At 71.8% G+C, this 24,416-nt stretch carries 23 protein-coding genes; 10 read left to right on the top strand and 13 right to left on the bottom strand.

Annotation, left to right across the window (positions count from 1 at the left end; translation table 11 throughout):
* Window positions 1–73 precede the first annotated feature (73 nt).
* The 7 genes from pstB to mshD form a co-directional block, all read right to left on the bottom strand.
* Window positions 74–850: a phosphate ABC transporter ATP-binding protein PstB gene (gene pstB / locus AB0M92_RS05485; protein ID WP_366100765.1), complete on the bottom strand. Its 777-nt coding sequence runs from the start codon at window positions 848–850 to the stop codon at window positions 74–76.
* A gap of 30 nt (window positions 851–880) precedes the next feature.
* Complete coding sequence (pstA, locus tag AB0M92_RS05480; protein WP_366100764.1) at window positions 881–1,963, bottom strand: phosphate ABC transporter permease PstA; 1,083 nt, start codon at window positions 1,961–1,963, stop codon at window positions 881–883.
* Entirely contained in the window at window positions 1,963–2,952 is a 990-nt protein-coding gene (gene pstC, locus AB0M92_RS05475) for a phosphate ABC transporter permease subunit PstC (RefSeq protein ID WP_366100763.1), read from the bottom strand. Before pstC ends, pstA begins: the two co-directional genes overlap by 1 nt.
* A gap of 127 nt (window positions 2,953–3,079) precedes the next feature.
* Complete coding sequence (pstS, locus tag AB0M92_RS05470; RefSeq protein ID WP_366100762.1) at window positions 3,080–4,216, bottom strand: phosphate ABC transporter substrate-binding protein PstS; 1,137 nt, start codon at window positions 4,214–4,216, stop codon at window positions 3,080–3,082.
* A 303-nt stretch (window positions 4,217–4,519) separates the two neighbouring features.
* Window positions 4,520–5,503, bottom strand: a complete 984-nt coding sequence (locus AB0M92_RS05465; RefSeq protein ID WP_366100761.1) for a CHAD domain-containing protein — start codon at window positions 5,501–5,503, stop codon at window positions 4,520–4,522.
* Complete coding sequence (locus AB0M92_RS05460) at window positions 5,484–7,778, bottom strand: RNA degradosome polyphosphate kinase (RefSeq protein WP_366100760.1); 2,295 nt, start codon at window positions 7,776–7,778, stop codon at window positions 5,484–5,486. Before AB0M92_RS05460 ends, AB0M92_RS05465 begins: the two co-directional genes overlap by 20 nt.
* Window positions 7,779–8,126: 348 nt before the next feature.
* On the bottom strand, window positions 8,127–9,059 hold the full coding sequence (mshD, locus tag AB0M92_RS05455) for a mycothiol synthase (protein ID WP_366100759.1): 933 nt from the start codon (window positions 9,057–9,059) through the stop codon (window positions 8,127–8,129).
* 176 nt (window positions 9,060–9,235) lie between these two features.
* On the opposite strand from mshD, the gene AB0M92_RS05450 reads away from it, so the two are divergent.
* Window positions 9,236–11,050, top strand: coding sequence for a bifunctional metallophosphatase/5'-nucleotidase (locus AB0M92_RS05450; RefSeq protein WP_366100758.1), 1,815 nt, complete (start codon window positions 9,236–9,238; stop codon window positions 11,048–11,050).
* Between the two features lie 92 nt (window positions 11,051–11,142).
* On the opposite strand, the gene AB0M92_RS05445 is transcribed toward AB0M92_RS05450, so the two are convergent.
* Window positions 11,143–11,925 carry an alpha/beta hydrolase gene (locus AB0M92_RS05445; RefSeq protein WP_366100757.1) on the bottom strand — a complete coding sequence of 261 codons (783 nt, stop codon included), beginning with the start codon at window positions 11,923–11,925 and terminating at the stop codon, window positions 11,143–11,145.
* A 145-nt stretch (window positions 11,926–12,070) separates the two neighbouring features.
* Between AB0M92_RS05445 and AB0M92_RS05440 the strand changes: the two genes are divergently transcribed.
* Both AB0M92_RS05440 and AB0M92_RS05435 read left to right on the top strand, forming a co-directional pair.
* The gene (locus AB0M92_RS05440) at window positions 12,071–12,640 is read left to right on the top strand and encodes a TetR/AcrR family transcriptional regulator (RefSeq protein WP_366100756.1); all 570 of its coding nucleotides are present in this window, start codon (window positions 12,071–12,073) and stop codon (window positions 12,638–12,640) included.
* A 101-nt stretch (window positions 12,641–12,741) separates the two neighbouring features.
* The gene (locus tag AB0M92_RS05435; protein WP_366100755.1) at window positions 12,742–13,638 is read left to right on the top strand and encodes a phosphatidylinositol-specific phospholipase C; all 897 of its coding nucleotides are present in this window, start codon (window positions 12,742–12,744) and stop codon (window positions 13,636–13,638) included.
* Here AB0M92_RS05435 and AB0M92_RS05430 read toward each other — a convergent pair.
* From AB0M92_RS05430 to AB0M92_RS05410, 5 genes are all read right to left on the bottom strand, one after another.
* The gene (locus AB0M92_RS05430) at window positions 13,618–15,069 is read right to left on the bottom strand and encodes a HAMP domain-containing sensor histidine kinase (protein ID WP_366100754.1); all 1,452 of its coding nucleotides are present in this window, start codon (window positions 15,067–15,069) and stop codon (window positions 13,618–13,620) included. The two genes, AB0M92_RS05435 and AB0M92_RS05430, sit on opposite strands and share 21 nt — an antisense overlap.
* Window positions 15,066–15,821 (bottom strand): response regulator transcription factor, encoded by a 756-nt coding sequence (locus AB0M92_RS05425; protein ID WP_366100753.1) that lies wholly within the window; start codon window positions 15,819–15,821, stop codon window positions 15,066–15,068. The genes AB0M92_RS05430 and AB0M92_RS05425 overlap by 4 nt, the downstream gene beginning before the upstream one ends.
* A gap of 57 nt (window positions 15,822–15,878) precedes the next feature.
* Window positions 15,879–17,021, bottom strand: coding sequence for a trypsin-like peptidase domain-containing protein (locus AB0M92_RS05420; protein WP_366100752.1), 1,143 nt, complete (start codon window positions 17,019–17,021; stop codon window positions 15,879–15,881).
* Window positions 17,022–17,157: 136 nt separating this feature from the next.
* Window positions 17,158–18,180, bottom strand: coding sequence for a LacI family DNA-binding transcriptional regulator (locus AB0M92_RS05415; RefSeq protein ID WP_099891111.1), 1,023 nt, complete (start codon window positions 18,178–18,180; stop codon window positions 17,158–17,160).
* A gap of 23 nt (window positions 18,181–18,203) precedes the next feature.
* Window positions 18,204–19,019 (bottom strand): response regulator transcription factor, encoded by an 816-nt coding sequence (locus AB0M92_RS05410; protein WP_366100751.1) that lies wholly within the window; start codon window positions 19,017–19,019, stop codon window positions 18,204–18,206.
* A 447-nt stretch (window positions 19,020–19,466) separates the two neighbouring features.
* Between AB0M92_RS05410 and AB0M92_RS05405 the strand changes: the two genes are divergently transcribed.
* The 7 genes from AB0M92_RS05405 (at window position 19,467) to AB0M92_RS05375 (ending at window position 24,395) form a co-directional block, all read left to right on the top strand.
* Window positions 19,467–19,721, top strand: a complete 255-nt coding sequence (locus AB0M92_RS05405; protein WP_030157092.1) for a MoaD/ThiS family protein — start codon at window positions 19,467–19,469, stop codon at window positions 19,719–19,721.
* Window positions 19,722–20,291: 570 nt separating this feature from the next.
* Window positions 20,292–21,455, top strand: a complete 1,164-nt coding sequence (locus AB0M92_RS05400) for a hypothetical protein (RefSeq protein ID WP_366100818.1) — start codon at window positions 20,292–20,294, stop codon at window positions 21,453–21,455.
* Between the two features lie 144 nt (window positions 21,456–21,599).
* Entirely contained in the window at window positions 21,600–22,310 is a 711-nt protein-coding gene (locus AB0M92_RS05395) for a DUF2993 domain-containing protein (protein ID WP_366100750.1), read from the top strand.
* A gap of 156 nt (window positions 22,311–22,466) precedes the next feature.
* Window positions 22,467–22,556: an Ms5788A family Cys-rich leader peptide gene (locus tag AB0M92_RS05390; RefSeq protein ID WP_350875872.1), complete on the top strand. Its 90-nt coding sequence runs from the start codon at window positions 22,467–22,469 to the stop codon at window positions 22,554–22,556.
* Between the two features lie 233 nt (window positions 22,557–22,789).
* The gene (locus AB0M92_RS05385; protein WP_366100749.1) at window positions 22,790–23,635 is read left to right on the top strand and encodes a sulfurtransferase; all 846 of its coding nucleotides are present in this window, start codon (window positions 22,790–22,792) and stop codon (window positions 23,633–23,635) included.
* A 60-nt stretch (window positions 23,636–23,695) separates the two neighbouring features.
* On the top strand, window positions 23,696–23,986 hold the full coding sequence (locus tag AB0M92_RS05380) for a DUF1416 domain-containing protein (RefSeq protein ID WP_214939340.1): 291 nt from the start codon (window positions 23,696–23,698) through the stop codon (window positions 23,984–23,986).
* Window positions 23,987–24,131: 145 nt separating this feature from the next.
* Entirely contained in the window at window positions 24,132–24,395 is a 264-nt protein-coding gene (locus AB0M92_RS05375; RefSeq protein WP_366100748.1) for a DUF3099 domain-containing protein, read from the top strand.
* Window positions 24,396–24,416: the final 21 nt, after the last annotated feature.

Here is a 24,416-nt window from a genome sequence, read left to right as displayed (position 1 = left end):
CCCTTTTCTTTCGCCTTGCGGTGGCACCGCCATGCAGCACCGCAGGACGTTGTTCACATCCGAGGGCTTCGGTCTAGCCGAAGCGGCCCGAGATGTAGTCCTCGGTCGCCTGGACGGACGGGTTCGAGAAGATCCGGTCCGTGTCGTCGATCTCGACGAGCTTGCCGGGCTGGCCGACCGCCGAGAGGTTGAAGAAGGCGGTGCGGTCGGAGACGCGGGCGGCCTGCTGCATGTTGTGCGTCACGATGACGATCGTGAAGCGCTCCTTGAGCTCGCCGATCAGGTCCTCGATCGCGAGGGTGGAGATCGGGTCCAGGGCGGAGCAGGGCTCGTCCATCAGCAGGACCTCCGGCTCGACCGCGATGGCGCGGGCGATGCACAGACGCTGCTGCTGGCCGCCGGAGAGGCCGGAGCCCGGCTTGTTCAGGCGGTCCTTGACCTCGTTCCAGAGGTTCGCGCCCTTCAGGGACCGTTCCACGATCTCCGCGAGCTCGGACTTCTTGAAGCTGCCGTTCAGGCGCAGGCCCGCCGCCACGTTGTCGAAGATCGACATGGTGGGGAAGGGGTTGGGACGCTGGAAGACCATGCCGACCGTGCGGCGGACCGCGACCGGGTCGACGCCGGCGCCGTACAGGTTCTCGTCGTCCAGGAGCACCTTGCCCTCGACGCGGCCACCGGGGGTGACCTCGTGCATGCGGTTCAGGGTGCGCAGGAAGGTGGACTTGCCGCAGCCGGACGGGCCGATGAAGGCGGTCACGGAGCGCGGCTCAACGGTCATCGAGATGTCGTCGATGGCCTTGTGGCTGCCGTAGAAGGCGGACAGTCCGCTGACGTCGATTCGCTTGGCCATGAGGGGTCACTTCGCTTTCAGATAGTCGCGTCAGCGACCGGTCTTGGGGGCCTTCCAGCGGGCGATGCCGCGGGCCACCAGATTGAGGATCATGACGAAGGCGATCAGGACGAGCGCTGCGGCCCATGCCCGGTCGTAGGAGGCGTCACTGCCGACCTTGTACTGCTCCCAGATGTACAGGGGGAGCGAGGACTGGGCACCTTCGAAGGGGTTCGGGTTGATCAGCTGGGTACCGAAGACCAGCAGCATGATCGGCGCGGTCTCACCGGCGATGCGGGCGACGGCCAGCATGACGCCGGTCGCGATGCCGCCGATGGCGGTGGGGAGCACGACCTTGAGGATCACGCGCCACTTCGGCACGCCGAGGGCGAGGGCGGCCTCGCGCAGCTCGTTCGGGACGAGCTTGAGCATCTCCTCGGTGGAGCGGACCACGACGGGCATCATCAGGATCGACAGGGCCATCGAGCCGGCGAAGCCGGAGGGGCCGAAGCCGAGCGCCAGGTTCCAGGTCGTGAGGATGAACAGACCCGCGACGATGGACGGGATGCCGGTCATGACGTCGACGAAGAAGGTGACGGCCTTGGCCAGCTTGCCCTTGCCGTACTCGACCAGGTAGACGGCGGTCATCAGGCCGATGGGCGCTGCGATCGCGGTGGCCAGGGCGACCTGCTCGATGGTGCCGAGCAGCGCGTGGTAGACGCCGCCGCCCTGCTCGAAGCTGGTGACGCCGTTCATCGAGTGGCTGAGGAAGTCGCCGTCGAGGGCCTTGACGCCGCGGCTGACGGTGGTCCAGATCAGCGAGAGCAGCGGGATGACCGCGAGGACGAAGCAGACCCACACGAGGGAGGTCGCGACGCGGTCCTTGGCCTGGCGGCCGTTCTCGACGATCGCGCTGGAGAGGTAGGTGATCGCGACGAACAGGAGCGAGGCGATCAGGCCCCACTGGACCTTGCTGTGCAGGTCGGCGACGACGCCGATGCCGCAGCCGAGGGCGATCGCGAGGACCGCGGTGCCGGCCGGGGCCCAGCGGGGGAGGCCGCCTCGGGTCAGGCGGGCGGGAGCGGCGGACTTCGGGGCCCGGGCGGGCCGCTGGTCCTGGAGTGCGTGGCTCATCAGGCGTTCGCCCCCGAGAAGTCCTTGCGGCGAGCGATGATCAGGCGGGCTGCGCCGTTGACCAGCAGGGTGAGCAGGAAGAGGACCAGACCGGAGGCGATCAGGGCGTCACGGCCGAACTCGTTGGCCTCGTCGAACTTCGCGGCGATGTTCTGCGCGAACGTGCCGCCGCCCGGGTCCAGGATGTGTCCGTTGATCAGGAAGCTCGGGGACAGGACGGTCGCCACGGCCATGGTCTCGCCGAGGGCGCGGCCGAGGCCGAGCATCGAGGCGGAGATGACGCCGGAGCGGCCGAAGGGCAGCACCGACATCCGGATGACCTCCCAGCGGGTCGCGCCGAGGGCCAGGGCGGCCTCCTCGTTCATGCGCGGGACCTGGAGGAAGACCTCGCGGCTCACGCTGGTCACGATCGGCAGGATCATGATCGCGAGCAGGATGCCGACGGTGAAGAGGGAGCGGGCGACGCCGACCTGGGTCTTGTCGAAGACGTAGGTCCAGCCCATGTACTCGTCGAGCCAGAGGTTGAGGCCCGCGAGCTGGGGGACCAGGAAGAGCGCGCCCCAGATGCCGTAGATGATCGACGGCACGGCGGCGAGCAGGTCGACCACGTACGCGAGGGGCGCGGCCAGCTTGCGCGGCGCGTAGTGCGAGATGAAGAGGGCGATGCCGACAGCGATCGGAACCGCGATGGCCATCGCGATGATCGAGCTGACGATGGTGCCGAAGAGCAGGACGGCGATGCCGAAGACGGGCGGGGTGGCCGACGCGTTCCAGTCGAAGGTGGTGAGGAAGTTGCCCTCGTTCTTCGACAGTGCGATCGAGGCGCGGTAGGTGAGGAAGATGGCGATCGACGCCATGATCACCAGGAGCAGGATGCCGGATCCCTTGGAGAGCCCGGCGAAGATCTTGTCACCGGCACGGCCGGTGGACCTTGCGCTCTTGGAGACAGGCGGAGCCTGGTCTATCTGGGTGGGTGTGGTGGAAGCCATGGTCTTTCCGGTCTGGGTGGGGGGCCATGCCCCCTGGCGGCGGTGCACCGGATCCCCTGGGTGGAGGGGAGGGTCCCGAGGGCCGGGCAGTTCGGACGGGAACTGCCCGGCACCGGGGCTTCAGCGATCAGGACAGCGAGTTGATGACTTCGCGGACCTTGGTGTTGATCTCGGCCGGGATCGGCGCGTAGCCGTTGTCGGAGAGGACCTTCTGGCCCGCGTCCGAGGCGGTGTAGTTCAGGAAGGACTTGACGGTGGAGAGCGTCTCGGGCTTGTTGCCCTTGTCGCAGACGACCTCGTACGTCACCAGGACGATCGGGTACGCACCCTCGGCCTTGGTGGTGTAGTCGAGCTTCAGCGCCAGGTCGGAGCCGGTGCCGGCGATCTTGGCGGCGGCGATGGCCTTGGAGGCGCTCTCGGAGGAGGCCTTGACCGGGGCGGCCGCGCCGGTGTTGACGTCGACGGTCTTGATGCCCTGGGCGCTGGCGTAGGAGAGCTCGAAGTAGCCGATCGAGCCGTCCACCTGCTTGACCTGGGTGGCGACACCCGCGGAACCGGTGGCGCCGAGGCCGCCGGGGGCCGGCCACTTCTTCGCGGCCTCGTACGTCCAGGCCTCGGGAGCGGCGGCCTTGAGGTACTTGCCGAGGTTCTCGGTGGTGCCCGAGTCCTCGGAGCGGTGGAAGTGCTGGATGGCGGTGGAGGGAAGCGTGACGCCGGGGTTCAGCTTCTTGATCGCCTCGTCGTCCCACTTCTTGATCTTGTCGTTGAAGATGTTGGCGATCGTGGTGGCGTCCAGGTTCAGCTTGTCCACGCCGGCGACGTTGAAGCCGAGCGCGATCGGGCCGCCGACCATGGGCAGGTCGACGCCCTGGCCACCGGTGCAGATCTTCTTCGACTCTTCGACGGCCTCGGGCTTCAGCGCGGAGTCCGAGCCGGCGAAGCCGACGGTGCCCTGGTTGAAGGCGACGATGCCCTCACCGGAGGAGGAGGACTTGTAGTTGACCTCGACGCCGGAGCAGGCGGCCATGTAGTTCTTGACCCACAGGTCCACGGCGTTCTTCTGGGCGGAGGAGCCGGAGGCGAGGAGCTTGCCCTTGGCGCCGTCGCACTTGATGTCGCCGGCGGCGGCCGACGGCTTGCCGCTGGCGGCGGCGCCGTCCGTCGTGTTGTCGTCCGAGCCGCACGCCGAGAGGACCAGGGCGCCGGACACGACAAGCGCCCCGAGGGCGGAGGCACGAAGCATGTTCTTGCGCTGAAGCTTCACTTTTCGGGTGTTCCTTCCAGAAGCCGCCGGCCGCTTTCTGAATCGGGGCGGCGTGCGAAGAGGACTACGTCGGATCGCACGGCGTGTCATTCGATCCGGTGTGTGACGCGCTCCGTGCACCACTGAAATTAGGCAGATCAGGTGAAGCGGCCGACCGGGGCAAGTGAACGGATGGTGAACCGTGGCGGACGGCCTGGTGTGGATGGCCGGGTTTGCTCCGGAAGGTCATCCGCCGTTGTCCCCTCGTTACCGTTATGTGACCGGACCCGGGTGGCCGGTTCTTTTCGGTCCGGGCGCTCGTGGTTACGGCGCAGCGGCCGTCACCGGCTGCCACAGGCCCTGGAAAGTGAGGCGGGCCGCCTCCACCTCGTGCCGCTGGTCGGCGTGGAGCACGCCCAGGGCGTACGCCGTCGCCGGGGCGATCCGCGGGGTGCGGGCCGCCGTCGCCGAGGCGGCCGCGGCCTCCGACGCGTCGCGGTGGCGGTCCAGGGCCTCGCCGGCCGCCGCCAGCCGGGCCACGTCCTCGCCCAGGGCCTCCCGGGCGTAGCGGTGGACCCGCAGCAGCCGGCGCACCTCGTGCCAGGAGCCGTCGTGCTCGGCGTTGTACGGCTGGGACTCGGCGGCGTGCGGGAGCGCCGAGACGGCCGCCGACAGCCGGGTGTGGGCCACCTCCGCCAGCGGGACCAGGACCTCGTCCACCCGCCCGCGGGCCGCGACAGGCTCCAGCGGCACCTCGGAGGCCAGTACGGCCACGGCGTCCGCGACGGCGTGGAAGCGGGAGGAGCCCAGCGCCTGGAGGGTCGCCGAGTGGGCGCGGGTGCGGGCCAGCGTGAGCTGCCGCTCCAGCAGGGCCCCTGCGCGCGCCGAGCCCACCGTGAGCGCGCCGGCGGCGGCCCGGGGCGCGGGCACCTCCGGGGAGCCCGACAGCCGGTGCAGTGCGTCCAGCAGCCGGGTCAGCCGGGCGGCGTGGGCGTGCTCGTCCGCGAGGGTGGAGGACAGCCACACCAGCTCGGTGCGCAGCCCGTCGGCCCACGAGGACTCGGTCACCGCGCGGAAGGTGGACAGGGATCCGCTGATCCGGCGCGCAGCCCCCCGCAGGCCGCGCGCCGCACCGCTGCCCTGCGCGGCGTCGGCCCCTCCCCCGGATTCCGTCCGGGGGGACCCCCACTCCTCGTGGAGGCGCAGCCCGCGCAGGAAGGCCGTGGCCTGGGCCCGCAGGTACGCGCCGAGCACGTCCCCCGCGGAGCCCTCTCCACGCGCTGTCAGGTCATGGTTTGGCAGAGCCACGCCGGCGCCTCCGGGCGTCTATGAGCATCTCCTGAACGTGCCGCAGCGGCTGGCCTTCGTGGTCCGTGCTGTGCCGGGTCCATTCGCCGTCCGGGCCCAGGTGCCAGGAGGAGGTGGCGTCGGACATGCCGGTCTCCAGCATCCGGTCCAGAGCCGCGCGGTGGGCCGGGTCGGCGACCCTGACCAGTGCCTCGATGCGGCGGTCGAGGTTGCGGTGCATCATGTCGGCGCTGCCGATCCACACCTCGGGCTCGCCGCCGTTGCCGAAGGCGAAGACCCGGGAGTGTTCCAGGAAGCGGCCGAGGATCGAGCGGACCCGGATGTTGTCCGAGAGCCCGGGGACCCCGGGGCGCACGGCGCAGATGCCGCGGACCCAGATGTCGACGGGCACTCCCGCCTGGGAGGCCCGGTAGAGCGAGTCGATGAGTGCCTCGTCGACGATCGAGTTCATCTTGAGTCGCACGTACGCGGGGCGGCCGGCCCGGTGGTGGGCGGCCTCCTTGTCGATCCGCGAGATCAGGCCGTCGCGCAGCGAGCGCGGGGCCACCAGCAGGCGGCGGTAGGTCTCGCGGCGCGAGTAGCCGGACAGCCGGTTGAAGAGGTCGGAGAGGTCCGCGCCGACCTGCGGGTCGGCGGTGAGCAGGCCGAGGTCCTCGTACAGGCGGGCGGTCTTGGGGTGGTAGTTGCCGGTGCCGACGTGGGAGTAGCGGCGCAGCGTGTCGCCCTCCTGGCGGACCACGAGCGACAGCTTGCAGTGGGTCTTGAGGCCCACCAGGCCGTACACGACGTGGCAGCCGGACTCCTCCAGCTTGCGGGCCCATTTGATGTTGGCCTGCTCGTCGAAGCGGGCCTTGATCTCGACGAGCACGAGGACCTGCTTGCCGGATTCGGCGGCGTCGATCAGGGCGTCCACGATCGGGGAGTCGCCGGAGGTCCGGTACAGGGTCTGCTTGATCGCGAGGACGTCCGGGTCTGCGGCGGCCTGTTCCAGGAAGGCCTGCACCGAGGTGGAGAAGGAGTCGTACGGGTGGTGCAGCAGCACGTCCCGTTCGCGCAGCGCGGCGAAGATGTCGGGCGCGGACGCGGACTCGACCTCGGCGAGGTCGCGGTGGGTGCCGGCGACGAACTTGGGGTACTTCAGCTCGGGCCGGTCCAGGGAGGCGATGCCGAAGAGGCCGGTCAGGTCCAGCGGGCCGGGCAGCGGGTAGACCTCGGCGGCGGTGACGTTCAGTTCCTGTACGAGGAGGTCCAGGATGCCGGGGTCGATGGACTCCTCGACCTCCAGGCGCACCGGCGGGCCGAAGCGGCGCCGCATGAGCTCCTTCTCCAGGGCCTGGAGCAGGTTCTCCGCGTCGTCCTCCTCGACCTCCAGGTCCTCGTTGCGGGTCACCCGGAACATGTGGTGGGCGAGGACCTCCATGCCGGGGAAGAGTTCCTCCAGGTGCGCGGCGATGACGTCCTCAAGGGGGACGTAGCGCTGCGGGGAGGCCTCCAGGAAGCGCGAGAGCAGCGGCGGGACCTTGACGCGGGCGAAGTGGCGGTGCCCGCTGACCGGGTTGCGGACGACGACCGCGAGGTTCAGCGAGAGCCCGGAGATGTACGGGAAGGGGTGCGCGGGGTCCACGGCCAGCGGGGTGAGCACCGGGAAGATCTGGTTGCGGAACAGCGTGAAGAGGCGGGCCTGCTCCTTCTCGGTGAGGTCCGGCCAGCGGATGAGGTGGATGCCCTCTTCGGCGAGCTGCGGGGAGATGTCCTGCTGGAAGCAGGCGGCGTGCCGGGCCATGAGCTCGCGCGAGCGGGTCCAGATCAGGTCCAGCACTTCACGGGGCTGGAGGCCTGAGGCCGAACGGGTGGCGACGCCGGTCGCGATGCGCCGCTTGAGGCCGGCGACGCGGACCATGAAGAACTCGTCGAGGTTGCTCGCGAAGATCGCCAGGAAGTTGGCGCGCTCCAGGAGCGGGGTCGCCGGGTCCTCGGCCAGCTCCAGGACGCGCTCGTTGAAGGCCAGCCAGCTGCGCTCGCGGTCGAGGAAGCGCCCCGGGGGGAGCTCGTCGCCGTCCTTGTCGTCGTAGCCGTCCAGGTCGGCGTCGAGATCGGGCGCCAGGCCCGGTTCCATGCCGGAGTGCGGGCGGTGCGCGGCTATGGAGCCGATCCGCGCGGGCTGGGCAGCCGGCCCCGGGGCGCCCGCGGAGGAGGCCGCGGGGGCTTCGGCGGAGGCGTGGGACGGGTGCTGGGCGGGGACCTCGGTGGGGCCTGCGCTGGGCTGGGGGCTCATGACTCCATTGTTCCGCGCAGGGGGCAGGACAGGCGCGTCGGACGGGGTTCCCGTCAGTCGGAGTCGGGGCTGCATGCGGGGAGAGTCGCAAGCGTGCGTGAAGGTCCGGTGAATGGCGCATGGCTTCCAGGCTCCGGGTGGTGCACGAGTACGTCTTTTACGTGTTTTCCGCGCCCGGAATGCTCCGGCACGTCCCCTGTGTCCCTGGCGTGCGCCCGGAGTGCGGGGCCTGTCCGTGGGCAGACCCTCGCTCTCCGTGCCGGTCCGGCGGGCTTCCGGCGGGCCTTCCGGCGGTGCTCGCGTCGGCCCTCCGCCGGGCCTGGCGCGAGCCTTCCGCCGGCGCTCGCGTCAGCTTTCCGTGCGGTACATCAGGTCCACCTCGTGGGTGCTGAAGCCGAGGCCCTCGTACACGGCCAGGGCCGCCGGATTGTCGGCGTCCACGTACAGCATCGCGGTGGGCAGGCCCGCCTCCGCGAGGTGGTTCAGGCCGACCGCGGTGAGGGCCTTGCCGAGGCCGCCGCCCTGGGCTCCGGGGCGGACGCCGAGCACGTAGACCTCCCCGAGCCGCTCCTCGGCGTGCACCTTCGTCCAGTGGAAGCCGATCAGCTCCCCGTCCCGCTCGGCGAGGAAGAAGCCCTTGGGGTCGAACCAGGGCTGCGCGATCCGGTCGTTCAGGTCCCGCTGCGTCAGCGAGCCCTGCTCGGGGTGGTGGGCGAAGGCGGCCGAGTTCACCGCGAGCCAGGCCGCGTCGTCCCGGCCGGGCACGAAGGTCCGTACGCTCACACCAGCGGGCAGCACCACCTCGGGCAGCGCCGGCCCCTCCGGTCCCAGCGGGCGGCGCAGCTGGCGCAGCTCCCGGAAGAGGGTCAGGCCGAGCACCTGCGCGAGGTGGCGGGCGGCCGACTTGCCGCCGTGCGCCCACACCCGGATCCGCTTGCCCGAGGCGGCCAGCAGGGCCGAGCCCAGCGCCCGCCCGTGCCCGCGCCCGCGCAGCGCGGGGTGGACGACGAGCTCGGCGGCGGGGGCCTCCACCGGATCGGTGTCCTCCAGCTGTCCGTACCCGGCGAGCCGGCCCTTCTCGGTGAGCAGGAAGTGCCGGATCCCCTCGCGGCGCCCGCCGCGCAGCTGGAGCCGGCCCTGCTCGGACACGGCGGTGGTGCCGTCCGTACGGGCCGCGTCCTCGATGAGGGCGAGCACGGAGTCGGCCTGTTCCTCCGTCAGCTCGTCGAGGGTCTGAATCTGGCGTCCCGGCTCCAGGGCCGCTGCTGCGTCGTCAGTCATGCGTCGAGCCTACGACCGCGGGAGCCGCCCGCGGGTGGTGTGCGTGCGGCGGAGCGAGATGGAGCCGTCTTCTGCGTGTAACCAGTCCGACACCCGTACCCCCTGTCGTGCTACGCGCGTTGACCATAGGCTGCCGCCGACCTCCCGAGTTTTACCGCTGTCCAAAAGGGGACTAAATGTCAGCGACGCCACAACGGCACCGCCGAACCCGCCGGTTGACCTTCGCCGCCATCGCCGTCACGGCCGGTGCCGGAGCGATGGTCGCGGCCGCACTGCCGGCCGGTGCCGCGAGTGGTGGCGGTGCGGCCAAGAGCCGCACCGTCGATGTGCAGATGCTGTCGTTCAACGACTTCCACGGCACGCTGGAGCCCCCGCAGGGCTCCTCCGGCACCGTGAACGAGCGTCAGGCGGACGGCACCACCAAGGCGATACCCGCCGGTGGCGTCGAGTACCTGGCGACCAGCCTGCGCGAGGCCCGCAAGGGTCACGAGTACTCCGTCACGGCCGCGGCCGGCGACATGATCGGCGGCAGCCCGATGCTGTCCGGTCTCTTCCACGACGAGCCCACCGTCGAGGCGCTGAACAAGCTGAAGCTCGACGTCAGCAGCGTCGGCAACCACGAGTTCGACGAGGGCAAGACCGAGCTGCGCCGCATGGCGTACGGCGGCTGCCACCCGGTCGACGGCTGCTTCGAGCCCGGCAAGGAGTACACGGGCGCCGAGTACAAGTACCTCGCGGCGAACGTCACGGACGAGAAGACCAAGCGTCCGCTGATGAACCCGACCTTCATCTGGCAGAAGGGGGACGTGAAGATCGGCTTCATCGGCGTCACCCTGGAGGGCACGCCGGACGTCGTGACCGCCGACGGGGTCAAGGGCCTGAAGTTCGGCGACGAGGTCGAGACGATCAACAAGTACGCCGCGGACCTGAACAAGCAGGGCGTCAAGTCGATCGTCGCGCTCATCCACGAGGGCGGCATGCCCGCCAACGGCGCCTACAACTACGACTGCGACGCCCCGGGCGCCGGCGCCGGCATCTCGGGCGCGATCGTGGACATCGCCAAGAACGTGGACCCGAAGGTCGACGCCCTGGTGACCGGCCACACGCACCAGGCGTACGCCTGCAACATCCCGGACCCGGCGGGCAACCCGCGCATGGTGACCTCGGCCGCCTCGTACGGCCGCCTGTTCACGGACACCACGCTCACGTACGACCGCCAGACCAAGGACATCGTCCGCACCGCGGCCCTCGCGCCGAAGCCGGTCAACAAGCTCGTCAGCCGGGACCAGCCCAAGGCCCCGGACATGACCGAGCTGATCACCCGCTGGAACGCGCTGGCCGCCCCGGTCGCGAGCGCCCCGCAGGGCTACATCTCGGCGGACATCGTGGGCCGCGGCTCCGAGGCTCCCGAGAAGCCGCTCGGCGACATGATCGCCGACGCGCAGCTGGAGGCCACGGCCCCGGCCGCCAAGGGCGGCGCGCAGCTGGCCGTCATGAACCCGGGCGGCATCCGTGCCGACCTGGCCTACAAGGCCGCGGGTGGCGAGGGCGACGGCGTCGTGACGTACGGCGAGTCCTACACGGTCCAGCCGTTCAACAACCTGATGAACGTGGTGGACCTGACGGGCGCGCAGCTGATCACCGCGCTCCAGCAGCAGGTCAGCGGCCCGGTCAACGGCGCGAGCCCGAAGATCCTTCAGGTCTCGAAGGGCTTCACCTACACCCTGGACATGACGAAGACGGGCGCGGACCGCATCGTCGTGGACTCGGTGAAGCTGAACGGCGCGGCGATCGACCCCGCCAAGACCTACCGGGTCGCGATGAACGAGTTCCTCGCGGGCGGCGGCGACGGGTTCACCGTCCTGAAGGACCACAAGAACAAGCTGGTCGGCGTGCCCGACCTGGAGGCCTTCAACGCGTACCTCGCGAAGTCGACGGAGGCGGCCCCGATCGCCCCGCCGGCGGCGGACCGCATCACGGTCGTCAAGTAACACCCCGCGCACAGCGCGCCCGAAGGGGCGGTGGGCCTTCCCGGCCCGCCGCCCCTTCGGCGTGTCCGCCCCGGACCCCCGTACGGGAGCGGTCAGAGGTCCGCGAGGAACGCGCGGACGGCCTCGTGGAACTCTCCGGGGTGGGTGAACGGCAGGAAGTGCTCACCGTCCACAGGTGTGTACGAGGTCCCGGGCCGGCGGGCGACCATCGCGTCGGCCGTCTTCTGCGGGAGCGTCTGGCTGCGGGTGCCGTGGATCAGCAGCGCCGGGCAGCGGCTCCCGAGCCAGGCGTTCCAGTGGTCGCCGCGGCAGGCCTCGGCGGAGTCGATCATGTCCTGCGGGTGGAAGGGCAGCCGCCAGCCGCCGTCGGGGAGCGGGCGCAGCGCCTGCTCGACGAACTGTGAGCCCACCGGCCCGGCCGCGGCGAGGAGTTCCTCGCGGGTGGGGGCGGTGTAGCGCATGCCGGGCAGGAAGGCGAAGAGCGCTCCCGCCGTGTCGGGTTCGATCTCCACGGTGGCGTCCACGTCGACGAGGGCCGAGACCCGGTCGGGGTGGGCGGCGGCCAGGTGGTAGGCGTTGAACCCGCCGAGGGAGTAGCCGAGGACGGCCACGGGGGAGTCCAGGCCGAGGTGGTCCAGGAGGGCCACGGCGTCCGAGACGTAGCCCTCGCGGCCGTAGTCGGCGGCCCGGTCGGAGTCGCCGTGGCCGCGCTGGTCGGGGGCGATGACCCGCCATGCGTCGCCCAGGGCGGCGGCGAGAGCGGCGAAGGCGAGGCCCTCGGACATGCCCCCGTGCAGGGCGAGCAGCGGGCGGCCCGGGCCGCCGAAGTCCAGGTACGACAGAGCGCGGCCGTCGATCGTCAGCGTGTGGCGCATGGCTTGGCTTCTCCCCTGTGTGGCCGGTGGTGACGGGTATGAGCGTGCCAGGATTTGGGCAAGCGCGCAAGACGCCTGTATTGGGCAGTTGCCCAAACGAAGGTGAGGGAGGGGCGTGCACGGGGCGCGCGGATACGATCCCGGCATGGGAAATCGCGAGGACCTGCTGGCCGGAGCGCGCCGCTGCCTGGAGGAGAAGGGCTACCTGCGCACGACCGTGCGCGACATCGCCGCGGCGTCGAAGGTGTCCATGGCCGCGATCGGCTACCACTTCGGCTCGCGCGAGGCCCTTCTCAACCTCGCCCTCTTCGCCGCCATGGACGAGTGGGCCGCGGGCTCCGGCCGGCTCGCGGGCGAGGGCGCCACCACCGCGGAGCGCTACGCCGACACCTGGGACCGCAAGATCCGCGACTTCGGCGACATGCGCTGGCTCTGGATGGCCTCCGTCGAGGCCTTCGTCCACGCCCAGTCCACGCCCGAACTGCTCGCCACCCTCGCCGAGAACCAGCGCCAGGCCCGCCGCATGGTGGCCGCGCAACTGCGCGGTGTGCCCGGGGACGCGGTCGCGGAAGAGGACGTACGGGCCCTCGGGTCGGTGCACATCGCGCTGCTGAGCGGGGTGATGGTGCAGGCGCTGACGGACCCGGAGCAGGCGCCGACCGGCCGGGAGCTCGCCCAAGGGCTGCGCGCCATGGCCGAGTTGCTCGAAAGCTAGGGGCTACCGAAGGGTAGTAATGGCGCGTCCCGCACGCCAGAATCCCGGGGGCACAGGCCGGCGAAGGCCGGCTTCCATCACCGGGTCGCAAAGGGGCGGGCATGGCACTGGATCGTCGGGCATTCATGATCGGGGCGGTGGCGGCGGGAGCGGGAGCCGCCGTGGGACTCGGAGCGGGTACGGCGTCGGCATCGGCCGTCCGCACGCCCGCCGCGCAGGCCCTGTCCACTCAGGACTGGATGGCCGGGCTCGGGGACGCGACCGCCCTCCAGCGGATGACCATCCCCGGCACCCACGACTCGGGCGCCACCAAGGGCGGGCTCTACGTCGCCTGCCAGAACACCTCGATCGCCCAGCAGCTCGACTCCGGGATCCGCTTCCTGGACGTCCGCTGCCGCGTCACCGGCGGCTCCTTCGCCATCCACCACGCGGCGTTCTTCCAGGACCTGATGTTCGGGGACGTGCTCGTCGCCTGCTGGAACTTCCTCGCCGCGCACCCCTCCGAGACCGTGCTGATGCGCGTCAAGCAGGAGTACTCGGAAGAGGGCGACGCCACCTTCCGCGCCGTCTTCGACGACTACCTCGACAACCGCGGCTGGCGCCCGCTCTTCCGGATCGCGGACTCGCTGCCCACCCTCGGCCAGGCCCGCGGCAAGGTGGTCCTGCTCGCCGACAACGGCGGTCTGCCCGGACTGCGCTACGGCGACGGCAACGTCTTCGACATCCAGGACGACTACAACACCGAGCCCTTCGCCAAGCGCGGCCGGATCGAGAACCAGTTCCGCAAGGCCGTCCAGCAGCCCGGGAAGCTGTTCGTGAACTACGTCAGCACCGCCGCCTACATGCCGCCGCGCTGGAACTCCGACCGGCTCAACCCGCAGGTGCACTCGTTCGTCGACGGCGGGGAGCTGGCCGGCCGGACCGGGCTCGGGATCGTCCCGATGGACTTCCCGAACACCCGCTCCGGACTCGTCGCCTCACTCATACGGCACAACTGACGGCTGCCGCGGCCGATCCGGCGGCGGCGCCGGGGCGCCCGGGATGCGGAGCACCGCCTCCGTACCCGGGCCGCCGCCCGGGGCCGCCCGCAGCTCCACGCTGCCGCCCGCGCGGCGCACCGTACGGTCCACGATCGACAGGCCCAGCCCGCTGCCGGGCAGGGCGCGGGCCGAGGAGGAGCGCCAGAACCGCTCGAACACGTGCGGCAGGTCCTCCGCAGGGATACCGGGCCCGTGGTCGCGCACGGTCAGCTCGCCCGCCCGCAGCGCGACCTCGACCGCGCCGCCCGGCGGGCTGAACTTCACCGCGTTGTCCAGGACGTTGACCACCGCCCGCTCCAGCGCCGCCGCCTCGCCCCGTACGTACCAGGGCGCGATCTGGTCGGTGAAGTGCAGCTCGGGGCCGCGCAGCCGGGCCCGGGACAGGGCGCTCTGCGCGATCTCGTGCAGGGCCACCACCTCCAGCCTGGCGGGCGGGGCCGCGTCCGGGCGGGACAGCTCCTGGAGGTCGCCGATCAGCGCCGCCAGCTCCGTCATCTGCGCCTTGACCGAGGCCAGCAGCTCCTTGCGGTCCTCGGGCGGGATCGCGCGGCCGGTCTCCTCGCTGCGCGCGAGCAGCTCGATGTTGGTGCGCAGCGAGGTCAGCGGGGTGCGCAGCTCGTGCCCGGCGTCCGCGATCAGCTGGGCCTGGCGCTCCTGGGAGGAGGCGAGGGCCGCCGTCATGGAGTTGAAGGACCGCGACAGGCGGGCGATCTCGTCGTCGCCCTCATCGGGGATGCGTACGGTCAGGTCCTCGGTCCGGGCGATGTGCTCGACGGCGCCCGTCAGCTCGTCGACCGGCCGCAGCCCCGTACGGGCCACCCACAGCCCGGCGACGCCGGCCCCGGCCACCCCGATGCCGGAGACCAGGATCAGCACCCAGGCCAGGGTGGACAGGGGCTTGTCGATGTCGGCCAGCGGCCGGGCCACCGAGACCGCGAAGACCGGTGCGCCGGGCTGGGTGCGCGCCGCGAAGGTGTAGACGCGCATCGCGACGCCGTCGTCGGTCGTCGCGTCGTGCAGCGCCTTGGCCTTGCGGCCCGCCGCCACCTGCTTGTCCGTGGCGGTCACCGGCAGGTCGCTCTGCCCGCTCACCCAGCAGTGGCTGCCGTCCGAGGCGACGATCTGGACCGTGGCGTTCAGGTTCTCGGCGATGTCCTGCCGGGCCTGTGTCGGCGGGCGGGCCGGGCAGCCCTCGCGCAGCCGTTCCAGCACCTGCGCGGTCGGATTGGTGGACATCAGGGACTGGTTCAGCTGGTTGCCCAGCTGGGCCCGCACCATCACCCACGACACCGCGGACACGGTGGCCACGGCCAGGGCCACGGCCGTGGCCACCAGCAGGGCGATGCGCGAGCGCAGCGGGAGCGCGCGGAATCTGGCCGACGGGCTCACTCGGGCCCTCCGGAATCCCCGGCCCCGGCGACGCGCAGCACGTAACCCACCCCGCGCACGGTGTGCACCAGGCGGGGCTCGCCCCCGGCCTCGGTCTTGCGGCGCAGGTACATGACGTACACGTCCAGGGAGTTGGAGCTGGGTTCGAAGTCGAAGCCCCAGACGGTCTTGAGGATCTGCTCGCGGGTCAGGACCTGGCGCGGGTGCGCGAGGAACATCTCCAGCAGCGTAAACTCGGTGCGGGTCAGTTCGACCTGGCGCCCGGAGCGGGTGACCTCGCGGGTGGCGAGGTCCATGCGCAGGTCGCCGAAGGCGAGGGTGTCCGCGTCCTCGGCGGATCCCTCGCCCCCGGCGCGCGGGGTCGCGTAGGCGCTGCGGCGCAGCAGGGCGCGGACGCGGGCGAAGAGCTCGTCGAGCTCGAAGGGCTTGACGAGGTAGTCGTCGGCGCCCGCGTCGAGGCCGGTGACGCGGTCGCCGACGGTGTCGCGGGCGGTGAGCATCAGGATCGGGGTGGTGCTGCCGGAGGCGCGCAGCCGGCGGGCCGCCGTGAGGCCGTCCATCCGGGGCATCTGGATGTCGAGGACGATCAGGCCGGGGTCGTACGCGGCCGCCTTCTCCAGCGCGTCGAGTCCGTCGACGGCGGTCTGCACGTCGTACCCCTCGAAGGCGAGGCTGCGGCGCAGGGCCTCCCGCACCGCCGGCTCGTCGTCGACGACGAGGATGCGGTGCGGGTCGCCTTCGGCCGGATTCATCTTCGGTCCCCCAGGGGTGATCGTCGTGGTCGGTCGTACCAGGCTCGCACGACGGGCCTAGTACGAGGTTCCGAAGCCGCTGATGCCGGAGCCGTCGTCGTTGCCGGTGCTGCCGTTGCCGGTCCCCCCGGGGCCGCCCTTGCGGAGGGAGTCGAGGTCGGCCTTGATCGTGTTCACCGGGATGGCGAAGCCGAGGCCGACGCTGCCGGCGCCGGAGCTGTCGCTGGAGGGGGAGTAGATCGCGGAGGGCATGCCCACGATCTCGCCGTTCATGTTGACGAGGGCGCCGCCGGAGTTGCCCGGGTTGAGGGAGGCGTCCGTCTGGATGGCCTTGTACGAGGTGGTGTTCGACCCGGTGTTGCCGTTGAACTGCTGGCCGTCGTACGAGAACGGCCAGCTGCCGCCACCGCCACCGCCACCGCCACCGCCGCCGCGCTGGCGCTGGGGGGCCTGCTGCTCGGACTTGGGTACGTTCACCTCGCGGTTCAGGGCGGAGACGATGCCGCTGGTGACCGTGCCGGTGAGCCGGTCGGGGGAGCCGATGGCCACGACCTGATCGCCGACCTTGAGGCCGTCGGAGTTCCCGAGCTTGGCCGGCTTGAGCCCGCTCGCCCCTTGGAGCTTGATGAGGGCGAGGTCCTTGCCGGGGTCGGTGCCGACGGTCTTGGCCGCGTACTTCTTGCCGTCGCTCATCGTCACCTGGATCTCGGTGGCGCCGTCGACGACGTGGTTGTTGGTGACGATCTCCCCGTCGGCGGTGACCACGACGCCGGAGCCGGTGCCCTGCCCGGAGCCGGTACGGGTGTCGATCCGCACGACGGAGGGGCTGACCTGCTCGGCGACCCCGGAGACGGTGCCGGTGCTGGACTGCGAGACGTTGGTGCCGTTGATGGCGCCGCCGCTGCGGTCCTGGCCGGCCAGCAGCTGCTGCACGCCGGCGGCCGTGCCGCCCCCGATGACGGCGGCGGCCAGCGCCACGGCCACGAGCAGTGCGACGGGCCGCTTGGCGCGGGCCGCGTGCGCGGGCCCCTCGGCGGGCGCCGGGGCCACCGGCGGCTGGTGCGCTTCGTGCCACCCGGGCGCCGGAGCGGCCGCCGGCGGCGGGTACGCGGGCGGCGGCGGGTACTCCCCGAAGCCGGCGCTCTGGGTCGGGCGGTTCTCCTGCGGGTACTCGCCGTCGCGGCGGAAGCTCTCGGTCATGTCTATGACTCTGTCCGCGGATCATGAGAGCTTCCTGAGTCCCCCCTGAGAAGCCCGACAGAACCGCGTATGCCCGAAATAAGCCCGCCCCGCCGGGGCGACGGCCCCGGGCCCGCGAGGGGCGTGTGAGCAGGGGTCAGCGGCAGCCGCAGGAGCGGCGGATCACCAGGGCCGACGGGAACTGCTTCAGGCGTTCGCGACGGGACCCGGCCACGCGCAGGGCGTCGTCCAGGACGAGGTCCACGGCCGCGCGGGCCATCGCCGGGCGGTCCGAGGCGATCGTGGTCAGCGGCGGATCCGTCAGGGCCGCCTCCTTGACGTCGTCGAAGCCGGCCACCGCCAGCTCGCCGGGGACGTCGATGCGCAGTTCGCGCGCCGCGCGCAGTACGCCGATGGCCTGGTCGTCCGTGGCGCAGAAGATGGCCGGCGGGCGGTCCGGGCCGGAGAGGACCTCCAGCGCGACGCGGTACGCGTCGTAGCGGTTGTACGGGGCCTCGAAGAGGCGGCCCTCGACGGAGCGCCCGGACTCCTGCATCGCCCGGCGCCAGCCCTCCACGTGGTCGGCGACCGGGTCGCCGACCGACGGGGTGTTCTCCACCCCGCCGATGCACGCCACGTACTCGTGCCCGTGCTCCAGCAGGTGGCGGGTGGCGAGCTGCGCGCCGCCGATGTCGTCCGTGACGACCGCGACGTCGTCGATCGCCTCCGGCCGCTCGTGCAGCAGTACGACGCGCGCGTCCCACGCCTCGATCTCCGAAGCCGCCCGCTCGCTCATGCCCTGGCTGACCAGGATCAGGCCCGACACCCGCATCCCGAGGAAGGCCCGCAGGTAGTGGACCTCGCGCTCGTCCCGGTAGTCGGAGTTCCCGACCAGGACCATCTTTCCGCGCTCGGCGGCGGCCTGCTCGACCGCGTGCGCCATCTCCGCGAAGAACGGCTGGCGCGCGTCGGGGACGATCATGCCTATGAGGTCGGTGCGCCGCGAGGCCATCGCCTGGGCGACCCGGTCCGGGCGGTAGCCCAGCTCCTTGATCGCGGCGAGTACACGCTCGCGCGTGGCCGGGGCGACCGGCCGGGGTCCGTTGTTGATGACGTAGCTCACGACGGCGGTAGACGTACCCGCAAGTCGTGCAACGTCATCCCGCGTCACCTTGGCCACGCTCGGAGTCTACGCGGGGTGACCTACCTCTGGGCAGGCCGTCCTGCCGACTGGACGATCACAGGAGGTTCCTCCATACGGGGGACGCCCGACGCGGCCTGGGCCGCCGCTTGGGCCGCCGCCTTGGCGGCCGCCTGGGCCGCCGCTTCCGCGGCCGCCCGCTCGACCTTCTCCGGCGTGACGAAGCGGTAGCCGACGTTGCGGACCGTACCGATCAGCGACTCGTGCTCGGGGCCCAGTTTCGCGCGCAGCCGCCGTACGTGCACGTCCACCGTCCGGGTGCCGCCGAAGTAGTCGTACCCCCAGACCTCCTGGAGCAGCTGGGCGCGCGTGAAGACCCGGCCCGGATGCTGCGCGAGGTACTTGAGCAGCTCGAACTCCTTGAAGGTGAGGTCGAGGACCCGCCCCTTCAGCTTCGCCGAGTACGTCGCCTCGTCGACCGACAGGTCGCCGTTGCGGATCTCCATCGGGGAGTCGTCGGAGCCGAGCTGCTGGCGGCCGGTGGCCAGCCGCAGCCGCGCCTCGACCTCGGCCGGGCCCGCGGTGTCGAGGAGGACGTCGTCGATGCCCCAGTCGGCGGTGACGGCCGCCAGGCCGCCCTCGGTGACGACGAGGATCAGCGGACAGCCGGGGCCGGTGGAGCGCAGCAGCTGGCAGAGCGAGCGGATCTGCGGCAGGTCGCGGCGGCCGTCGACGAGGATCACGTCCGCGCCGGGGGTGTCCACGAGCGCCGGGCCCTCGGCGGGGGCCACCCGGACGCTGTGCAGGAGCAGGCCGAGGGCGGGCAGCACCTCGCTGGACGGCTGGAGGGCATTGGTCAGCAGCAGGAGTGAGCTCATGCCCGACCACCTGCCCAGGTCGGGCGGTCGTGCACGGTTCGCTGGTCCATCACGTCGGTTCCTCCTCGGTCCCGTCGAGGACTTTCGCGGTACTGCTTCGTACGTGGTGCGGTGGTGTCCGCCGGTCCCCGCGCCCTGAGGTCCGGACGGACACGGTGTTCTCGGTCCGTTCAACGTGCTGAAAGCACAAAAGGACCCGGGGGCAACGTTGCCCGGATCCTCTCGCCAGCAGAATAGCCCACCCGTCGCCGCGCGGCCGGGTCGGGCCTCCCTCGCTTCTGTGGTTCCTGCCACCCCCACGACCGGCGTATGCCCCGGTTTCACCGGATCGATGGACGTACGGGAGTCCGCCCGGGCGCATGCGGGGCGCGCGGAGGCACACCGGATCGGGGGGCCGGAGGGTTCATCATGGAGGCCGACGGTAGAGAGCCGACGATAGGAGCTGCAGTGGCAACCGGAACCATCCGCTACTGGGCGGCGGCCAAGGCCGCGGCCAAGACGGCGGAGGAGCCGTACTCGGCGCGGACACTGGCCGAGGCGCTCGACGCCGTGCGGGAACGCCACCCCGGTGAGCTGACCCGGGTCCTGCAGCGCTGCTCCTTCCTCGTGAACGAAGAGCCCGTGGGCAAGCGCCCGCACGATGCCGTACCGCTGACCGAGGGGGGCACCGTCGAGGTGCTCCCGCCGTTCGCGGGCGGGTGAGCGGAAACGATGAGCACTCCCGAGGAACAGCAGCAGCAACAGCAGCAGCGTCAGGAGCCGGACCCGTACGGGACCCAGACCTGGCAGTCGGACACGTGGGAAACCGGCTACCAGCCGGTGCAGCAGCAGCAGCAGCAGCCGCCGCCGCAGCAGCAGCCGCAGCCGCTGGGCGCGCTGCCCGGCCAGCCGGTGGCCCCGGAGGGCTGGTTCCGCGACGAGGCCCCGGCCGCCGCGCAGCCGCAGGGCTGGCCCCAGCCGGAGGCCGCCGGCCCCGGGCAGCCCGCGTACCCGTCGCCGCAGCAGCAGCCGGTGGCGCCGGAGGGCTGGTTCCGCGACGAGGCGCCCGCCGCCGACTGGCAGTCGGGCGGCGTCCGGGAGGAGCCGCCCGCGGCGGGCTGGGCGCCGAGCGGTGGGGCGTGGAGCGACGGCTCCGCCGCGGAGCAGACGGCGTACCTCCCGCCGCAGAGCGCCGCTCCGGCGCCCGATGCCGCCGAGCAGACGGCCTACCTCCCGCCGTACCCGGGCGCGGACGGGAGCCAGGGCGCCGCGGCGGCGGCGCAGACCGCGTACCTGCCGCCGTACCCGGGACCCGGCGCGGCCGAGCCGCAGGCCGCGACCGGCTCGCCGTACCCGGCCGCGGAGCCGCAGGCGCAGGCCGTTGCCCCCGAGGGGTGGTTCCGGGATGAGGCGCCTGCCGCCCAGGCCCCGGTCCAGGCCCCGGTCCAAGCCCCTGCCGCCGACTGGCGGGAGGCGTCCGCCGACCCCGGCTCCGCCGCCGAGCAGACCGCCTACCTCCCGCCGCAGGCCGCCGCCGAGCAGACCGCCTTCCTGCCGCCGTACCCCGGCTCCGCCGCGGCGGACGCCCCGGGCACAGGCACACGCACCGGCACCGGCCCCGGCCCCGGGGAGCCCGCCCCCGGCGCCGACGGCGAGGAGCCCGCGTACTCCCCGCCCACCCTCGGAGGGAACACCGTGCGCGCCGTCGATCCGGCCCAGGCGCGTGCGGAGGGGCGGTCGCCGGTCATCGATCCCGGGCCGCAGCCGGCGATACTGACCGCCGCGCTCGGGCTGCTCCTGGCCGGTGCCGCCGCCGTCGGGGAGCTCGCGCTCCTCGGGCCGCTGATCGTCCTCCAGGCGCTCACCGCGGCCGGCTGGTTCCGGCTCAACGGCATGTGGCCCGCCCGCCAGGGCATCGCCCTCGCCTTCCTCGGAGCCCTCGTCGCCGACGCGGCCGTGCTCGCCGTGGACGAGACGTACGGACCCGGCGCGATCATCGGCACCCTCGGTGCCTGGGTCCTGCTCACCCTCGTCCTCCAGCTGCGCAGCCACGCCGATCCCGACGAGCGGATGTACGGGCTGATGGCCTCCGTGGCCTCCGCCGCGCTCGCCATCGTCTGCGCCGGCTACCTGGCCGCCGACTCCGCGGCCGTCAGCGTCGGCGCCGCGGCCGTCGCGGTGGCCGTCTTCACCCGCGCGCTGCCGCTGCCGACCCCGGTCTCCGTCGGCGTCTCGCTGGCCGCCGCCACCGGAGCCGGCATCGCCGTCGGCGGACTGACCCCCGTCGGGGTCGGCGGGGCGCTGCTGGGGCTGGCGGCCGGGGTGTGCGCGCTGATCGGGCTGCGGGTGGCCGCGTACGACTACCCGTCCAAGTTCGTGCACATGACGGCCGGCGTCGCGCTGCCGCTGGCGGCCGCCGCTCCCGCCGTCTACCTGATCGGCAGGGTGGTCGGCTGACACCGGCCCTCCGCCAGACGTCAGACGTCAGCCGTCAGGCCCGGCCCGGGCGCCATGCCCGGGACCCGGGCCTGACGGCTTTCGTACGCCCGGTCGTGGTCCACTAGAACGCACGTACCAGTCGGTCAACAGGGGGAGGGGCACGTGCGGTTCCTGCGCGTAGTCGTGATCATCGCAGTGGTGCTGGGGGCGCTGTTCGCCGGCGCCGACCGCTGGGCGGTGAACTACGCCGAGAACCGGCTGGCCGAACGCATCCAGGCGCGCCAGGGGCTCGCGGGGTCCGCGGAGGTGGACATCCACGGGTTCCCGTTCCTGACCCAGGCGCTGAGCCACGACCTCGAACGCGTCGACGTGAAGCTCACGGGCGTGGAGGCCGTCTCGGACGGGCGCAAGACGCGGCTCTCGCAGCTCGACGCCGGCTTCCGCAGCGTGGCGCTGAACGGGGACTACAGCGGGGGCACCGCCAAGCGGGCCGAGGGCACGGCGCTCGTCACGTACAAGGACCTGACCGAGGCCTCGCAGACCGGCGTGACGGTCACGTACGGCGGCGCGCCCGGCAAGGTGAAGGTCACCGCGGCCGTGGAGGTCCTCGGCCGCAAGCTGGCGCCCAGCGTCGTGTCGACGGTCACGCTCGTGGACGCCCCCGGCGGCGGCAAGATGGTCCGCGTCCGCGCCGAGGACGTGCCGGGCGAGGGGCTGCCCGGGATCGAGAGCGCGGTCCGCAAGAAGACGGACTTCGACCGCCGGCTCGACAGCGGTCTGCCGTCCGGGCTCAAGCTGACCGCGCTGACCTCGGACGAGTCCGGCGTTCACCTCACGCTGAGCGGTACGGACGTGGTGCTGGCCGGATCGTGAGACGGCACGGTCCGATCCGTAGGAGGGCGGGCCGTACGAAGGCCCCCGGAGGCGGTGCGGCAGCCGCCCGGGGGCATGCTCATCCCAGCATTCGGACGATCCTGTCTCGGAATATGACACGCCGGTGACAGGGCGGCCGATTCGTCCCTACGATCCATGGCTATGAAGCATCAGCAGGCGGACCTCACGAAGCGACGGGCAGTAGACCTGTGTCGCGTCGCCGCCATGCTCTGTCGATCCATGTGAACTGTGAGCGCTTCCGCTCCATCAGCCGGACGACCGTCCTTCCCGCGTGACCGCACCGCAGCCGCCCCCTCCTGCCCACTGACGCCTCCCCGCGCAGTGCCGGGGGAGCCGCCCGCGGCCGGTACGCACCAGGAAAACCCGCAGAACCCGCAGAACCCGCAGAAAAAGCAGCACCTGCAGAACCTGCACCTGCACAGCACGCCCCGCCGCACACTGCCCCGGAGGAGACCACCATGAGCCGCAGCGACGTCCTCGTAGACGCCGACTGGGTCGAGGCCCACCTGAACGACGCCGACGTCGTCATCGTCGAGGTGGACGAGGACACGTCCGCGTACGACAAGAACCACATCACCAACGCCGTCCGGATCGACTGGAAGCAGGACCTCCAGGACCCGGTCCGCCGCGACTTCGTGGACCAGGAGGGCTTCGAGAAGCTCCTCTCCGCCAAGGGCATCTCCAACGAGGACACGGTCGTCCTCTACGGCGGCAACAACAACTGGTTCGCCTCCTACGCCTACTGGTACTTCAAGCTGTACGGCCACCAGACCGTCCGCCTCCTCGACGGCGGCCGCAAGAAGTGGGAGCTCGACTCCCGCGACCTGGTCGACGGCACCGAGGTCCCCAACCGTCCGGCCACCCAGTACAAGGCCCAGCCGCAGGACACCTCCATCCGCGCCTTCCGCGACGACGTCGTGGCCGCGATCGGCACCCTGAACCTGGTCGACGTCCGCTCGCCCGACGAGTTCTCCGGCAAGCTGCTCGCCCCGGCGCACCTCCCGCAGGAGCAGTCGCAGCGCCCCGGCCACGTGCCGAGCGCCCGCAACATCCCGTGGTCGAAGAACGCCAACGACGACGGCACGTTCAAGTCCGACGAGGAGCTGACGGCCCTCTACCAGGCCGAGCAGGTCGACCTGGCGAAGGACACCATCGCGTACTGCCGCATCGGCGAGCGCTCCGCGCTCACGTGGTTCGTGCTGCACGAGCTCCTGGGCCAGGAGAACGTCAAGAACTACGACGGCTCCTGGACCGAGTACGGCTCCCTGGTCGGCGTGCCGATCGAGCTCGGCGCCAACAAGTAGTCCCGCCGGGCAGGCGACGCCCACAGGCAGTACGAAGACCTCTAGGACAGGACAGAGAACATGTGTGGAGCACAGATCGGCGGGCCCGACCTCGCCACGCTCAAGCCCGGTGAGACCGCCATCCAGGGTCAGGTGACCAAGGACGGCGAGCCCATCAGCGGGTACGTGCGCCTGCTCGACTCGACCGGCGAGTTCACGGCCGAGGTCCCGACCTCGGCGACCGGCCAGTTCCGCTTCTACGCGGCGACCGGCTCGTGGACCCTGCGTGCGCTGGTTCCCGGCGCCCAGGCGGACCGCGCCGTGGTCGTTGCCGAGTCCGGCGGCGTGACGGACGTGGCGATCGCGGTCTGAGCACCGCACGCCTGACATGACCGGCCGAAGGGCCGCACCCCCGGGGGTTGGACGCCACTGGAACGGGGTGCGGCCCTTCGTGCCGTCGCGGCCCGCGCCCGCCGCGGCCCTGCGCACCGGCCCCCTCCGGCCCTACCCTGGAGACATGTACGCCCGGCGGCGCCGCGTCTATTTCGTCCTCATGGGCGGATGCGTCTTCCTCTTCGTATCCGCCTGGGCCTTCGTGCGGCTGTTCTCCGTCGAGGCGGCCGTGGCCCTGTGCGTGGTGGCCATGGTCATCCCGCCGGTCGCCGCGATGATCGCGAACCGGCGCGGGCCCGACGACCGCTGGTGGGACGACCCCTCGGGGGACCCGAAGTCCGACGAGTGGTGGGACGAACTGGACGGAAAGCGGCGTCACGAGGACTGACGGCACCGCGAGACAAGAATG

This window comes from Streptomyces sp. NPDC051582 (assembly GCF_040681715.1).
Lineage (GTDB): Bacteria > Actinomycetota > Actinomycetes > Streptomycetales > Streptomycetaceae > Streptomyces.
The sequence above is the reverse complement of the archived record's forward strand: the minus strand, read 5'-3'. Positions and strand labels throughout refer to the sequence as shown.